This is a genomic window from Tunicatimonas pelagia, assembly GCF_030506325.1.
Lineage (GTDB): Bacteria > Bacteroidota > Bacteroidia > Cytophagales > Cyclobacteriaceae > Tunicatimonas > Tunicatimonas pelagia.
The window spans coordinates 4,485,791-4,501,411 of the sequence record NZ_CP120683.1; the positions used below are offsets into that span (position 1 = coordinate 4,485,791).

General features: G+C 45.0%; 10 protein-coding genes. 3 read left to right on the forward strand and 7 right to left on the reverse strand.

What is annotated here, in order from left to right; genetic code table 11:
• Positions 1 to 15 precede the first annotated feature (15 nt).
• Positions 16 to 2,769, reverse strand: a complete 2,754-nt coding sequence (locus tag P0M28_RS19265; RefSeq protein WP_302204333.1) for an AAA domain-containing protein — start codon at positions 2,767 to 2,769, stop codon at positions 16 to 18.
• A gap of 144 nt (positions 2,770 to 2,913) precedes the next feature.
• Between P0M28_RS19265 and P0M28_RS19270 the strand changes: the two genes are divergently transcribed.
• Positions 2,914 to 6,441 carry a family 78 glycoside hydrolase catalytic domain gene (locus P0M28_RS19270; protein ID WP_302204334.1) on the forward strand — a complete coding sequence of 1,176 codons (3,528 nt, stop codon included), beginning with the start codon at positions 2,914 to 2,916 and terminating at the stop codon, positions 6,439 to 6,441.
• A gap of 266 nt (positions 6,442 to 6,707) precedes the next feature.
• Here the strand turns inward: P0M28_RS19270 and P0M28_RS19275 are convergent, their stop codons facing one another.
• Both P0M28_RS19275 and trpC read right to left on the reverse strand, forming a co-directional pair.
• A complete protein-coding gene (locus tag P0M28_RS19275) occupies positions 6,708 to 7,349 on the reverse strand; it encodes a phosphoribosylanthranilate isomerase (RefSeq protein ID WP_302204336.1) in 642 nt (213 codons plus the stop codon).
• Entirely contained in the window at positions 7,346 to 8,155 is an 810-nt protein-coding gene (gene trpC / locus P0M28_RS19280) for an indole-3-glycerol phosphate synthase TrpC (protein ID WP_302204338.1), read from the reverse strand. The genes P0M28_RS19275 and trpC overlap by 4 nt, the downstream gene beginning before the upstream one ends.
• A gap of 115 nt (positions 8,156 to 8,270) precedes the next feature.
• On the opposite strand from trpC, the gene P0M28_RS19285 reads away from it, so the two are divergent.
• The gene (locus P0M28_RS19285) at positions 8,271 to 9,758 is read left to right on the forward strand and encodes an arginine deiminase family protein (protein ID WP_302204340.1); all 1,488 of its coding nucleotides are present in this window, start codon (positions 8,271 to 8,273) and stop codon (positions 9,756 to 9,758) included.
• A gap of 250 nt (positions 9,759 to 10,008) precedes the next feature.
• Positions 10,009 to 10,956, forward strand: coding sequence for a citrulline utilization hydrolase CtlX (gene ctlX, locus P0M28_RS19290; RefSeq protein ID WP_302204341.1), 948 nt, complete (start codon positions 10,009 to 10,011; stop codon positions 10,954 to 10,956).
• A 12-nt stretch (positions 10,957 to 10,968) separates the two neighbouring features.
• Here ctlX and P0M28_RS19295 read toward each other — a convergent pair whose 3' ends face one another.
• From P0M28_RS19295 to P0M28_RS19310, 4 genes are all read right to left on the reverse strand, one after another.
• A complete protein-coding gene (locus P0M28_RS19295; protein ID WP_302204343.1) occupies positions 10,969 to 13,206 on the reverse strand; it encodes a PAS domain-containing sensor histidine kinase in 2,238 nt (745 codons plus the stop codon).
• A 323-nt stretch (positions 13,207 to 13,529) separates the two neighbouring features.
• The gene (gene aat, locus P0M28_RS19300) at positions 13,530 to 14,195 is read right to left on the reverse strand and encodes a leucyl/phenylalanyl-tRNA--protein transferase (protein WP_302204344.1); all 666 of its coding nucleotides are present in this window, start codon (positions 14,193 to 14,195) and stop codon (positions 13,530 to 13,532) included.
• Positions 14,195 to 15,196 (reverse strand): anthranilate phosphoribosyltransferase, encoded by a 1,002-nt coding sequence (trpD, locus tag P0M28_RS19305; protein ID WP_302204345.1) that lies wholly within the window; start codon positions 15,194 to 15,196, stop codon positions 14,195 to 14,197. Before trpD ends, aat begins: the two co-directional genes overlap by 1 nt.
• Positions 15,197 to 15,227: 31 nt before the next feature.
• Positions 15,228 to 15,611, reverse strand: a complete 384-nt coding sequence (locus P0M28_RS19310; protein ID WP_302204346.1) for a four helix bundle protein — start codon at positions 15,609 to 15,611, stop codon at positions 15,228 to 15,230.
• Positions 15,612 to 15,621 lie beyond the last annotated feature (10 nt).

Consider the following 15,621-nt stretch of genomic DNA (forward strand, 5'->3'; position numbering starts at 1 on the left):
CGTAAAATCCAGTATTTAAGGGTACATGCTTTGGCCTGGACTACTTAAGAATCTTTTTAAATATTTGGTGGAGATTTCTTGATTAAAATACCAACGGCTGTATGATAGAGGGTAAGCTAAAATGCCAACTCGCTGAAGAATATTAAACTGCTCTACTGACATGGCCTCTTCCATTTCTCCCGGATAGCCAATTAGGTTGATACAGAAGGTAGTCTCTTGATGTACCAACACAATGTCAATTTCAATCCCAGCGATGGTATATTGTTGGTGAATTTCTTGATAGCCTTGCTCTCGCAACCATGCTACCACAGATGCCAGAAATGTATCATGATAGTATGATGTTACCCCTGACATAAGTCGTAAATCGGCTTGTTCAATATGATTAATGTACTTCTCTAGTTGAGATGCTGCTGCATAACCAGTTGGTTGATGTAAAGATGTGATGATCCACTGCTCGGAACGTGCCCGAGTAATACTGACGTTAAATACATCTTCCCGACTGAGAATTTGAAAGGTAGAAGGATGTACCTCTTCGTCTACGGCAAGCGATATGAGCATAATATCCCGTTCTTCCCCCTGAAAAGTATAAGGAGTACCAATTAGTATCTGGTGTCTATCCAGTAATTTAATGTCAATTTTTTCAGCAACCTGTTTCCGAAGGCAATCTACTTGTTGCCGAAAGGGGGATAAAATCCCAATACTTTGACAAGCGGCAGGCATTAAAGGCAATTCAGTATTAGCTATCTCGCTAATCTTAGCGAGTATAAAATTTATCTCTTCTTGGTTGTGACCAGCCTTATGGCGTTTGCCGGACAGCCGGATAAGATGAACATGCTGCACTCGCTCATTCTGGGGCTGAGCCGTCATAATACGTAGCTGATTCTGATAGAAATGCTGGTTGCTAAATTGAATAATTGACGGCTGGCTACGGTAATGCTCATTCAGAAACACGAGTGCAGACTGAGAAAGAAGGTTTCGGTTGGCAATATCCAGCAGACTATGATCTCTGAAATTATATTCCCCCGCTAGCAATGCAGATAACCCGTTTCTCTCAGCAAGCTGTTGCTGACGATGTTTAGCGAGAAAAGATACGTGCCGAAGCTGCTTAGGATCTCCGGCTACTACTACCTTTTTTCCCCGTTGCAAAATAGGTAGCACCGAAGCCATATCACACTGGGTAGCTTCATCCACAATCACCACATCAAACATTTCTTTTCTCATCGGCAGAATGTGGCTTATATCGGTGATACTCACCAGCCATACTGGAAAAGTCTGACTTAGGTGATTGAAGTTGATTTTGTTGAATAGGGCGATTTGCTTACTGCTAGTGCGGGCTCGGATGGCGGATAAAAATCTCTGAAGCTCTTTCCGGTGATAAAGTAGCGACTGATGTAGCCGATAGTTAAACTTTGATACTAGTAACTCTTTAATTTTCCGATGTTTAGTAGCTAACTGATCCTGATATACTACGGTGAAATTTCCGATGGACTGAGTACGTTTTATTCGCCACCCTATGAAACGCTTTCTGACAGAATACATCCAGGAGTTTTGCGGGGTGGTCAAAAATACTCCTTCGCGGTAAGCCTGTTTAGCCCGTTTAGTGTACTCGCGTTCCAGTTTATGAAGATTGTTACTAAGTTTGGCTACATTTTTTTCTAGTAGTTTGATAACCTTCTGGTCTACAGGTTCTACACTCATCCCATTCAGCCAGTTTTCTAATCGCTTCTTAAGCACACTTTTGTAGTCTCTGTTGCCTCCACCCCTTACGGCAATCTGCTCCAACTGAAATTCAGACTGGATTTTATTATGAACTACATCAACTGCTTGGTCATTAGCGGAGACGATTAGCACTGACTTCCCTTTGCTCATGCAGTCAATCGCCATTGAAGCGATAATAAAGGATTTTCCTGTGCCGGGTGGCCCGGTAATTTGCGTTAGCCAATTTTCTTCTATTGCAGCAAAAGCTTTAACCTGCGCTTGGCTTAAAACGGACGGAACTGTAGGAGGCTCTATAGGCATGGATATAGAAGTTGCCGAAACCGATTTGTCAAAAAGGGAGAGTAAAGCAGTGGAGTAATCATCAGTTTGACAGAGAGTCTCTAGTTCGCTTAAGATACCTAGCGTGGTGGTAGATTTACGCAAAACCCCCAGACCGGCAGCAGGTAAAAGGTAGTTCTTCTTCTTTTTCTTGAAGTTGAGAATTGCTTTCTTTTCCAGGAGTGAAGGGTACATCAACATCTCTTCGGTTTGCAAGTGAGGGACTTGCTTTGCCAAAACTTCTCGTAAGATGCCTATATCACCAAACCCAAACTTCTCTCTGGTAATCCAATTCTGTAAAACCGAAGCACTATCGGTATCTTCTTCTACTGTAGCATTAAGTAAGTTTACGGCAATGGGGTTCACTGAGGCATTTTCAGTAGAAGGTTTGATAAAGTAATTTTCGTCCCGTAATTCTAGGGTGGTTGGTATTAGGAAAAGTGGAGTGGCCACTGAGCTATTTCTACTACCTACAGAGAGTTGGGCAGTCAGAAAAATGTAGGCCATCATTAGTTCCTTTTCTTTCGCGTATACCTTGGTTGTTTTGGCTACTTTTTCACCCCATAATGGATCTACCGGATAGATAGGTAATTTCTCAGCTAAAATTTCGGCATCAGGTAATAGCCACTGATGTTCTACACTTTTGCCAAAGAAATTGGAGAGCCCAACTTCTCGATTATCAGCTTGGTAGCAATCCTTCAGATATTGAATAATGGTAGTGATGCTGCTCATTTGTTTCATGTTCTATCAAGCAGTAAGCCAAACTATGATAAGTAACCAGTCAAAATGCGAGGTATATTACACCGCATCAAATTTGAAAATCTCATCAATTAGTGAGAAGTTGTGGCACTTGATTTAATACGATACACAACCAACATGATCAAATCTATTTTACTATTGGGATTCTTCGTAGTCTTCGCTGCTCAGCCTTTTTTGTCTTTTGGGCAATCTACCCAGAATGCTACCAGTCCCAACATTATTTTTATTCTCACCGACGACCAGCGGTGGGATGCGCTGGGCTACGCGGGCAATGAGCTAATTCATACGCCTGAAATGGATAAATTGGCTAAACAGGGCACTTACTTCTCTCACGCGATGGTGACTACGCCCATTTGTGCGGGAAGCCGGGCGAGCATTTTGAGTGGGTTGTACGAGCGCACACATCGCTACAATTTCCAGTCGGGACCCATGCAGGAGCATTATATGCAGCAGGCGTACCCAAGACTACTAAAAGAAGCGGGCTACCGCACCGGGTTCTACGGTAAGTTTGGGGTAAACTACCCTGACTTGAATGCGCTGTTTGACGAATACGAATCCTACGACCGCAATAACAAGTTCAAAGATCGGCGGGGCTACTACTATAAGGCACTGGGTGAAGATACGGTTCATCTTACTCGCTACACCGGACAGCAAGCCCTGGACTTTATTGATCGGGCAGACTCAAGAACTCCCTTTTGCTTATCGCTTAGCTTCAGTGCGCCTCACGCCCACGACCCCGCCGAAGATCAGTACTTCTGGCAGTCGGAATCTGATAAGTTGCTGGCGAAAACCGAAATGCCCGAGCCAAATTTGGGTAACGATCGCTACTTTAACGAATTACCCGAACCCGTTCGAGAGGGGTTTAATCGCACGCGCTGGCATTGGCGCTACGATACGCCCGAGAAGTATCAGCATAGCGTGAAGGGCTACTATCGTATGATCTCAGATATTGATCGGGAGATTGCTAAAATCCGCCAACAACTGAAGAAAAAGAAACTGGATAAGAATACTGTCATCATTCTGATGGGTGATAACGGCTATTTTCTGGGCGAACGCCAACTGGCTGGTAAATGGTTGCTGTACGATAACTCGGTGCGCGTTCCCCTCATTGTTTTTGATCCCAGAGTTGATAAGCACCAAAGTAGCGATGAACTGGCACTTAACGTAGATGTGCCCGCTACGATGCTTGCTCTGGCCGGGGTTAACGTTCCCGATACTTATCAGGGGAAAAGTCTGCTGCCCATTGTTTCGGGAGAAACTACAGGCCTAGCTCGTGACACTGCGCTAATTGAACACCTGTGGGAGTTTGAGTATATTCCGCCTAGCGAGGGAGTACGAACCAAGCAATGGAAGTACTTTCGCTATGTAAACGACAAGTCCAGTGAAGAGCTGTATCACTTAACCGACGACCCTCAGGAGACTAATAACTTAGCTAAGGATCCGAATTATCAGGATGTATTGGCTGATTTATCCTCCGCTACCGATCGGCTAATCCGAGAACATAGCGATTCGCTCTCGATAGCTCCGCACGGGTTAATGGTAGAATTTATTCGCCCCTCCGGTACTTCTACGGTGAATGACCAATTGCCAGAATACAGTTGGACGGTGCCCCAGGGAGCGGTTCGGCAACAGGGCTATCAACTATTAGTAGCTTCTTCGGAAGAAAACTTAGCCGAAAATATCGGTGATGTGTGGAATAGCGGTCAAGTTAAAGCGAGTATATCGGCAAACGTAGAGCACGGAGGTAATCCACTGGCTCCCCAAACTAAGTACTTCTGGAAAGTTCGTATTTGGGATGAAGGCAATCGGGTGACCGATTACTCGGAAGCTCACTCCTTTCAAACTACGAACTTTCAGTCGGGTAATGCTCCGGGGCGAAGCTTCCAACTGGAAAGAATTCATCCGACAGTATTAGAGAAGACCAGCGAGAATAGTTACTTCGCTGATTTTGGGAAACATGCTTTCGGTAAGCTGAAGCTACGCTATCAAGCTCCAGCAGCGACTACCCTAACCGTTCGCTTGGGTGAAAAGCTGAAAGATGGTCAGATTGATCGGGAGCCAGGTGGCACCCTACGCTACCAAGAAGTAAGGGCACCCGTTAGCCCTGACCAACAGACCTACGAAATTGAGTTGGAACGTAACGAGCGTAACACGTTGCCCGTGGCAGTAGCCTTACCCGACTCCTTTGGTATTGTTATGCCCTTTCGCTACGCGGAAATAGAGGGCGTGCAAACCGAATTAAAACCTGACGATCTTACTCAACTGGCTTACTTCAACTACTGGAATGAAAACGAAAGTAGCTTCACCTCATCAGATACGTTGCTGAACCAAGTTTGGGATTTATGTAAGTATACCATGAAGGCGACTTCCTTTGCGGGAATATACGTAGATGGCGATCGGGAACGAATTCCCTACGAGGCGGATGCCTACATTAACCAACTAGGGCACTATACCACCGATCGGGAATACGCAATGGCGCAGCGAACCATTGAGTGGTTCATGAATAATCCTACTTGGCCTACCGAGTGGCTACTGCATACCGCCCTCATGATGTACCAAGATTATTACTACAGCGGGAACACCGAACTGATTGAAAAGTACTACGAACCGCTAAAAAGCAAAACCCTGATTGACTTAGCGCGAGAAGACGGACTAATTAGCTCTACCTCCGGCCAAGTGACCGGGCCATACATGGCGCAATTGGGCTTTGCCGATACTACCAATCGATTGAAAGACATTGTAGACTGGCCTCCGGCCCAGAAAGATACCGGCTGGAAACTCTCTACCGAAGAAGGTGAACGCGATGGCCACCAGATGCTACCCATCAACACCGTAGTGAACAGTTTCTTCTACCAAAATATGAAGATGATGGCTGAACTAGCCGAAGTGCTAGGTAAGTCAGAGGATGCAAGCCACTTTGCTCTGATGGCGGCCAAGGTGAAGCAAACAATTAATACTAAGTTGCTTGATAAAGAGCAAGGAATCTACCTGGATGGCGAAGGGGCTACGCACTCATCCTTGCATTCTAATATGATGCCACTGGCTTTCGGATTAGTACCACCCGAACATCAAAAAACGGTAGTAGAATTCATTAAGTCGCGCGGGATGGCCTGCAGTGTGTACGGTGCTCAGTTTTTACTGGAAGGCTTGTACGAAGCCGGAGCCAGTGACTACGCCCTGGAACTGATGACGGCTACTCACGACCGCAGTTGGTGGAATATGATTGCCGCCGGGTCTACCGTTGCCCTGGAAGCTTGGGACATGAAGTACAAGCCTAATCTGGACTGGAACCACGCCTGGGGTGCCACTCCGGCTAATATTATCCCCCGCTACCTCTGGGGCATCCAACCCAAAACTCCCGGCTTTGGCATCATCAGTATTGAACCGCAAATGAGCAAACTAAAGCACAGTAGCATTAAAATGCCCACCATTAAAGGTTCGATAACCGGAGAATACCAGTTTGTCAATAATCGCTTGCAACGCTATACCATTGAACTGCCGGGCAATACCGTCGCCGAGTTTACTCTTCCCAACATATCGGACGCAGCTATCAGCCTAAACGGTCAAGCGGTAAATCCCTTGTTTGGTTCTATCCACCTTGAACCCGGCGTGAACCAGATTGAGATACAGATAAACTCGTTTTGAGTAGACTGCAAACTAAATTCATGGGCTACTTACTTCACTGCGTCACGGCGAATCAGTAAATCGGACTTCCGAAGCAGTCATCTCGCGCTCCCGTGGGAATAAGTACATGTGTAAGTGCCCCACTCCGTGAAATGGCTTCGCAGAGCCTCGCCATGACGGTACTAATAAAACACTTTACCCCTTAGTTTACAGTGCGCTTCGCAACTGAACTGCCGCTTCGTAAATAGTTTGAAGATAGTGCTTTTGAGAACCGAAGAATGAGTCAATCATTCTTCTGAATGGGGGTTGCGTACTTTGTTCACTAGCTTTTTTAAGCGAGTGCTATCTTTATGTCCTGGTTCAATCTCGAAGCGACTGTTGACATCCAGGCCGATAAATTGATCGTGATTTAAGCTGAGAGCTTCCTCAAGATTGTCTAAACCAATGCCACCGCTGAGGAAGAACGGGGTAGTGAGTGTATACTCTTCTAGCTGTGACCAATCGAAAGTGTGGCCTGATCCGCCGTAGTTCGGCGTTTGGGTATCAAATAAGAAATAATCTACGTGAGCTTCGTAGGAGGCTAACTGAGTGAAATCAAAGTTTACACTCCCTAAGCGAAACACCTTGATGACAGTATAGTTAGCAGCTTTCAGTTCCCGACACTGCACGGGAGATTCGTCGCCGTGCAACTGCACTCCGTTTAAGCCAAAATGCTGGGCTTGCTGAAGTATGTATTCATTTATTGCATTTACAAATACTCCTATCTTCTGAATACGGTCAGGAATGGCCTTCACTTCTTCGGGAGCAAGGCAGTCTGCCATATAGCGAGGAGATTTCTCGTAAAAGATAAAACCCAGATAGTCTGGTTGTAATGTGGCAACCTCGCGTAAATTCTTAGCGTACTTCATTCCGCAAATCTTAAGCTTCATGTGGTGGGCGTGGTTACTTTCTGAATAAAATCATGGCAGGCTTCGCCTGGGTTCGGTTGCTTCATAAAATATTCACCAATTAAAAAGCCTTGGTAACCATGTTCCATTAGGGTGTGAATATTAGCTGGGTCGCTAATGCCGCTTTCGGAGATTTTTACGAGGTCTTGAGGCATCAGATTAGCTAACCGGATAGACGTTTCAATAGTAGTATTGAAAGTGTTTAGATCGCGATTGTTTACCCCGACTACATCAATGAAAGGAGTGATTGTCTCATTTAGAGCCGTTTGCCGAAGTTCATCTTCGTCGTGAACTTCCAAAAGAACTTCTAACCCTAACTGGTGGGCACGTTGGGCTATTGCTAGTACGCGAGGAGGGGGAAGGATAGCTGCAATCAACAAAATAGCATCAGCACCCAGTGCTTTCGCTTCGGTAACTTGGTATTCGTCAATCGTAAAGTCTTTCCGCAAAATCGGTATTTGATTATGCTCCCGGGCAATCCGTAGGTTTTCATCGCTACCGGCAAAAAAGTCAATATCGGTGAGTACCGAAAGGGCGGCTGCTCCGGCTTGTACGTAGCCCTGCGTAGTTTGCGCCACATCAGCCTGATCGTTAATAATTCCTTTGGAGGGCGACTTACGCTTAAACTCGGCAATAATACCCGGACTGGCATTTCGTAAGGCTTGCGAGAGCGAATACGTTTTTCGATCAAAAAGCGGGTTTTGCTCTAGTTCAGCTGCGCTTTTTAGCGATTTACGCTCGGCTATTTCCTCTTTTTTTCGGACGACAATTGTATCTAAAATGCTCATAATTTCATTTAAATTAACGTTGCAAAGATAGTAATAGAATAAGTGAATGATTAATGAACAATGAATTGCGGTCATTTGTCATCAGTCACTACCCATTAATCATTATCTTTACTATATGATCCACGATATTTATGTAAACTCGGAGATTGGCCGACTGAAACGTTTGCTTATTCATAGCCCCGACGCCGGTATCGGCAAAATCGTTCCCCGCATTAAAGACCAATTGCTGTACGATGATATTGTGTACCTGGAAAAGATGCAGCAGGAGTACAGTGAGTACTTACGTATCTTACTGTGTTTTCTTGATTCTGAGAGAATTCAGGGAAAAGCGAACGACCCTGATTACCAAGCTTCAGTAAAAAACAACTGGTTTGAGTCAGATAAAGTACTGAATGTGGAACGAATGCTAGTGCGAATCCTTCAGTACGAAGATATTAAATACCTGTTGGTTCCTTCGGTGTGTGCCATTGAAAAATGTGGGCTGCGAACGCAAAAGCAAATGCTGGGCATGTCGCCCGAAACATTGGCTTCGCTGCTGATTACCGGTATTTTGAAAGATGAACATGGTCAGGAGATTATTCTGTTTCCTCCGGTGCCCAACTTGATTTTCACCCGCGATATTGGCATTACCATCCATGATCACATTCTGCTGAGTAAGCCTTACGAAAACGCTCGCGACCGTGAAGCCCTGATTTTCAAGTATATCGCTCATTTTGAACTGCTAAGGCAAAAAACTAGTCAGGAGGCTGATGAACTAGCTCATCAGGTGATAGAACTACAAGAACCTAACTTGTTCTACATCTCTAGTGAAGAAGAAACCCAGCAGAAGGTAGTAACGGTTGAGGGCGGCGATGTGATGATGATAAGTCCTGGACACTTGTTGGTGGGACTGAGTGAACGCACCTCTTTACCGGCGGTAGAACAATTGGTAGAAAAACTGTTTCAGCGGAATCTAATTCAGAAGGTTTCGGTCGTTAAAATACCCCGCCGCCGGGCGTATATGCATATTGATACGGTTTTTACGCAGGTAAAGCGAGACACTTGGATTGTCTTTAGTCCGTTTACGAAACAAGAAATCAATCGGAACCGAGGCTTTAACGTGACTGGGGCTATTCAAGGGCAAAGAAACATAGAGTCGGTGCATGAAGTTGAAGTTATCCAATTTATTCGCCAGCAAGAAACCGAAGATACGTACAGCATCACGACCAACCGAATGGACTATCTAGATGATCTGTTGGAGCAGATTAGCCGACAAGATTTTGGGGCAAAACATTGCGAGATTATTCCGAGTGCTGGAGGTGAATTTCCCTACAGCGAACGAGAGCAGTGGACGGATGCTTGCAACTTTTTAGCAGTGCGTGAAGGAGTAATTATTGGCTATGATCGTAATATAAAAACTGAAAAAGAATTCAGAAAGCGGGGTTTTGCCGTGATGCGCTCTGCCGAAATTATTGAGCAGGTAGAGCAGGGGGAACCTATTGAAGAAGTAGTAACCGGAGATACCCTCATTTTATTACCTTCGGGCGAGCTTTCCCGGGCGCGGGGTGGCACCCACTGCATGAGTATGCCGCTATTGCGCGAGGAGGTGGATGTGTTGGTTTGACGGAGCACGGGATTTAAAATTGATCGCTTCCGAAAGCAAAGTAATTGTGACTGTCGTACGGATAAATAATGAATAATTTCCAAAACTTTTAACCCCGGACAGGTTCTGGAGCCTAAACCCAAAACTTTGTAACCTTGAACTTTCTAACCCGCGCGATGGTCGCCTGTAACCCAATGCCCACAGTTAACTATGGACTGTCGACTATTGACCGTGGACTAATTAGCCATTCAACAATCGAACAATTGAGCCATTGAAAGACAATCAGCAACTAACGGATACATTATTAATGATTCGCCCGGTAAAATTCGGGTACAATGTAGAGACCGCCATAAATAATCATTACCAGCGAGAATTAGGCGATGTGCTACCGGAGGAAATTCAGCATCGGGCATTAGCGGAGTTTAATCAGTTTGTAGATGTACTTAGGCAGCAAGGCGTTAACGTGATTACGGTAGATGATACCGCTGAAAAGGAAACTCCTGATTCAATATTTCCGAATAACTGGATTTCCTTTCATCAAGATGGTACTGTAGTAACGTATCCTATGTGGGCACCTAATCGTCGGAAAGAGCGGCGTGACGATATTCTATCTACCCTTATTAAGGAGCACCGTTACGCTATTCGCCGAAAAATTGACTACTCCTACTTTGAGGCGGAAGAAAAATTTCTGGAAGGAACCGGAAGCATGGTACTTGATCGGCAGAACCGGATTGCCTACGCTTGCGTATCACCCCGCACGCACTTACATCTTTTGTCGGAGTTTTGTCAGGAGTTTGGGTATCGTCCCATTGTATTCATCGCCTCGCAAATGATTAACGAAGGCTTTGCTGAAATCTATCATACCAACGTAATGATGAGTATTGGTGAAGACTTTGCTATATTCTGTGCCGATGCGCTGAAAAATACTTGGGAGCAAAAAGACATTGTGAAGATTATACGTGATACTGGTAAAGAAGTGATTTTTATTAGCGAAGAGCAGTGTAATCACTTTGCTGGTAACATGCTTCAGGTAAAAAATCAGCAAAACGAACAGCTACTGGTTATGTCGAGTCAAGCATACCGTTCGCTAACTAAAAATCAACTTAATCAGCTTGAGCAATACACTGATATTGTTCACAGCCCACTTAGTACCATAGAAGCCTGTGGGGGAGGCAGTGCCCGCTGTATGATGGCTGAAATATTCCTGCCTAAAAACTAACTAAAACTGCTTCTAGGATTTTAGAGGAAGTTGGGGAAGATGCAAGGTAAACTCAGTGCCCAGCTCGTGGCTAGAGCGCACTTTAATCGAGCCTTTTAGTTTTTCTATCGTTTCTTTAACAATATACAACCCCAGCCCTGACCCTGGTTTGTGGTCGTCGGCTCGGTAAAACATTTCAAAAATTTTGGACTGATGAGCACTAGGAATGCCTATGCCGTTATCTTCTACCCGAATTATTGCCTCTTCTTGATTGACCTCTATGCCTACCTTCACATAAGATTCTGCGTCGCGCCGATTCATGCGGTACTTCATGGCGTTAGAAATAATGTTACCTAAAACAATGTGCAGTCGGCTTTGATCGGTGAAGAAAGTAGTATGCTGATTAACCTCTAGCGAGGTTTTTACCGGAACTTCATGATCCATGAACTGGTACTGCTCAAATATTCCGCCAATAAGATCGTTAAAATCAATTGGTTCGGCTGTTACTTCCATGCGAGCATTGCGCGAGAAGTAAATGAGGTCTTTAATGAAAGCATCTAACCGATGAGCACTTTTCTTCATATGCTGAAGGTAGCCCTGCACTTCTTCTAAGCCATTTTCAGTTTCGGCCAGACTGATAAGGCCAAGTATTGAGGTGAGCGGAGCCCGAAGATCATGCGAAGCACTGTACACAAAGCGGTCTAGCTCCTGGTTTGCTTTGGTTAAGTGCTGATTACTTTCTAGCAAAAGTGCTTCGGCCTTCTTCTTATCGGTGATATCGGTTATTCTCACTACTCCGTAACCCATTTCGGGAAAAGTGGTAATTGCTAAGCTACCCCAGAAAACCCTGCTTTTAGTAGATACGAACTCAACTTCGCTGGTCCATAGTCCGGTTTCATCTATTGCCTTGCGAATGGAGGTAACCTCTTCTTTAGTAAAAGGATCCTTCTGAAAACTGGTGGCATCAACTCCTAGCACATCCTCTTTTTGATCAATCTCAAGAATACGTAACGCACTTTGGTTACAGTTAATAACTCTACGTTCCTGGTCAATAATGAATAATGCATCGGCCGTACTATTGAATACCGATTGGAAGAGCCATTCCCGGTGTTTAATTCGCTCTTTGGAAAGTTGCGACTCAGTAATATCCTGAATAACTCCGTAGGCTCGCACAAAATTACCGTGAACGCTCTCTCGCTGACCGATTACTCGCACCCACAGTTCCCGTCGTTGGGCAGTGTGTAATTTCAGGCTGAGGTCAAAAGGTTCGCCGTTACTGATTAGCTCCCGATACGCTCGCCGTATAATGGGTTGATGTTCTTCATGAAAAAACTGAATGACACGCCGCATGGAGATGCGCGTTCCCTCGGCAACATCATGAATGCGGTAGGTTTCAGGAGTCCAACTAACTTGCTTGGAGAAGCTACTAATTTCCCAACCACCAATGCGAGCCATCTGGCTGGTTTCACCCAACAGGTCGGCCATTCGCTTCTTCTGCGAAATATCGTGACCTACTGCCTGAATCTCCACTACGTCTCCGGTGTCGTCCGTAATGCCTACCAAATCCCAAGCGGTCCAAAAATACTCTCGTTTATTGTTGTAACACCGTATCTCAATATGACGGTAACTTCCCGGGTGGTCGATACAATAGGCAGCAGCCTTAATGCATGATATGGCGTACTTAGGATCAGTAAGGTAATTTAAAGATCGGAACACATCTTCATCTTCATCCTCTCGGTCAAATTGAACTCGAGCCGCTTGGTTGAGATACAAGAAATTTCCTTCTAGGTCGGTACGAATAATATAGTTCGTTTGGTGTTCGGGTACCGAGAGCAACCGGCTGGCCTGTCGAGAGGCTTTCAGCTCAGCATTAGTATTGGTAGTTACATCCACAAAAGTAACTACCGATCCCTGGTAATCATTTTCTTCCGAAAAGAGCGATTTCGCGTGAAAAGAGAGCCAAACCGTATTTTTCTTGAGAATAAGACCAATTCTTACTCCATTAATTGCCTCTTGATCTTGCGGTGAACTGACTAGTAGCTCTTCGGGAGCCTCCAAAACGCTATTATCGGTACGTATTAGTAACCAAGACCCTCGCAAAAAAGGACTCCCAATGAGATGCCCGGCCTCTTCTTCAAGTAATTCACAGACAAGTTGGTTGACTTGCGCTATTCTGCCTTCTGTATCTACTAATATGGTAGGCAGAGGTAAGCTATCCAGCATTAGGAGGGAAGGCGAATTAAATATATCTGCCTTGGAAACTATATCCATTCACTAAATAAGACTATTGCGGTTTGAACAGGGATAAATCTACAAAGTTAGTATCTGGGTTTGCGATACGTTTTAGGTAAAAGCTGTCGTAGGTAATATTTAGCCCCAAATCAGCGTGCAAAGAGTACAATTAGTATGGCAGCGTGAGCAATGAATTGATTGATAGTTGAAAACGGAGACCGGAGACCGGATGAATAATTCCCGAAACTTTGTAACCTTCAACCTTCTAACTCTGTAGTCCAATGACTGTGGACTGTGGACTGTGGACTGTGGACTGTGGACTGTGGACTGTGGACTGTGGACTGTGGACTGTGGACTATTGACTATTGACCATGCTCATCGGCAGATAGTGCTTTACTGAGTAACTTCATGTACTGCTGGCGGGGGACTTCTTCTGCTCCGAAGCGCTGTAGGTGGGGAGTGTGTACTTGGCAATCGATGAGCAAAAAATTCTTTTGTTTCAAATCTAAAACATGAGTAACAAAAGCGACTTTTGAGGCATTGCTTACCTGAGAAAACATAGATTCGCCGAAGAATATTTTTCCTAGTGAGATGCCGTATAGCCCACCTACCAGTTTTCCTTTTTGCCAAGCTTCTACCGAATGCGCGTGCCCCAGTGTATGTAATTCACAATATGCTTCCAACATTTCGTCGGTAATCCAGGTGCCGGGCTGGTCGGGGCGGTTTATCTGCTGGCAGTTGGCAATTACTTCCCGAAAGGCCTGATTGTAGGTGATCGTAAATTTTTTTTGGTTGAGCACCGGGCGCAAACTACGGGGAATATGTAGCTTATTTGGAAAGAGCACAAAGCGAGGGTCGGGAGCATGCCAGATAATGGGCTGATCTTCGTCGTACCAGGGAAAGATACCGGAGCGGTAGGCTAGTAATAAGCGTTCGGGGGAAAGGTCGCCGCCTAGAGCCAAACCACCCCAATCTTCGGCAAGCTCAACCAGGGGAAATACCAAATCATCGGTAAGCCAATAGAGCATCAGGCCGAAATGGGTTTGCCTACCATTTTTTGGAAGGCTTGCAGTGCATTGCCTGATGCTAATGATTCGTTTGCTTGTGTAATACTTTCTTCCAAGCTAAGTGAAGGGTTGCCGCAGTGAATTGCCATTCCTGCATTTGCCAGCACAACTTCTTGTTGGGCTTGAGTTCCTTTTCCCTTTAAAATATTCAGAAATACCTTGGCTGACTCTTCCACAGTTTCGCCTCCGTAAATGGCTTCTGGCGCATGTGTTTGAAACCCTAAGTCTTTTGGGCGTAACAGATATTCCCCAGCATTGGTAATCATGCGAAATGGTCCGGTTAAGGAAATTTCGTCGTAGCCATCTAAAGAATGCAGAATAACGAACTGCTTATCGCTCTTTTGAAACAGGTAAGCGTAAAGGCGAGCCAGTTCTAAGTTAAAGACTCCCACCAATTGCTTCTTCGGGAACGAAGGGTTCACCATTGGCCCCAGCATATTGAAAAAGGTCTTCATGCCCAGTTCGCGCCGCACCGGAGCCACGTTCTTCATAGCCGGGTGAAAGAGCGGGGCGTGCAAAAAGCAGATACCTGCTTGATCTAGGCTCTGTTTCAGTTGGTTGGTATCGTTGGTAAATTCGTAGCCAAAATGGGTTAGTAGGTTGGATGAACCGCAAACCGAAGATACTCCGTTGTTACCGTGTTTGGCAACATTCTGCCCAGCACCTGCTACCACAAACGAGGCGGTAGTAGAAATATTGAAAGTGTTTCTGCCATCGCCACCTGTGCCACACAGGTCAATGGCATCGTAATCAGCAATATTCAAGGGCACGCAGAGTTCTAGCATCGCTTCTTGGAAGCCTTCTAGTTCTTCCACCGTAATGCTTCGCATCAGAAATACGGTAAGAAAGGCCGCCATTTGGCTCTGATTAAACTCTCCTTGAGCCAGGCGGACCAGTATATCTTTAGCAGTTTGCTTATCCAGTGATTTATACTCGATGAGATTGTTGAGGATGTTTTTCATCAGTTGATTGTCGATTGATGGTTGTTGATTGTTAAGTTGATAGGTTTGTGTTGGTTACCTTGATAAGAGTATTGATCAATTTGGGCAGTCCTTTCAAATCGCTATAAATTTCTTGATATTGTTTCATGCCGACCAAATTACGGGTTTTAGCCTTTTCATTCCAATCTAGGGACTCATATGCTGAGCCTAGGGCATAGCGATAGAACTTGATCTTATCTTTTTTGCTATAGCGACCAAATCCTTCCGCTAAATTTGCAGATACTGAGTCTACTGAACGGACGAACTGAATGCCTACAGTATTTTTACTAAAGTGATCCCATTTTAGGACTAAATCCCATACCTTGTTGCTCAGGTGAAAGGCAGCTTTGTATGCCTCAATATCATTTAGTTGTAAATGCTTCTTGTTATTTATCACATCTCATTAA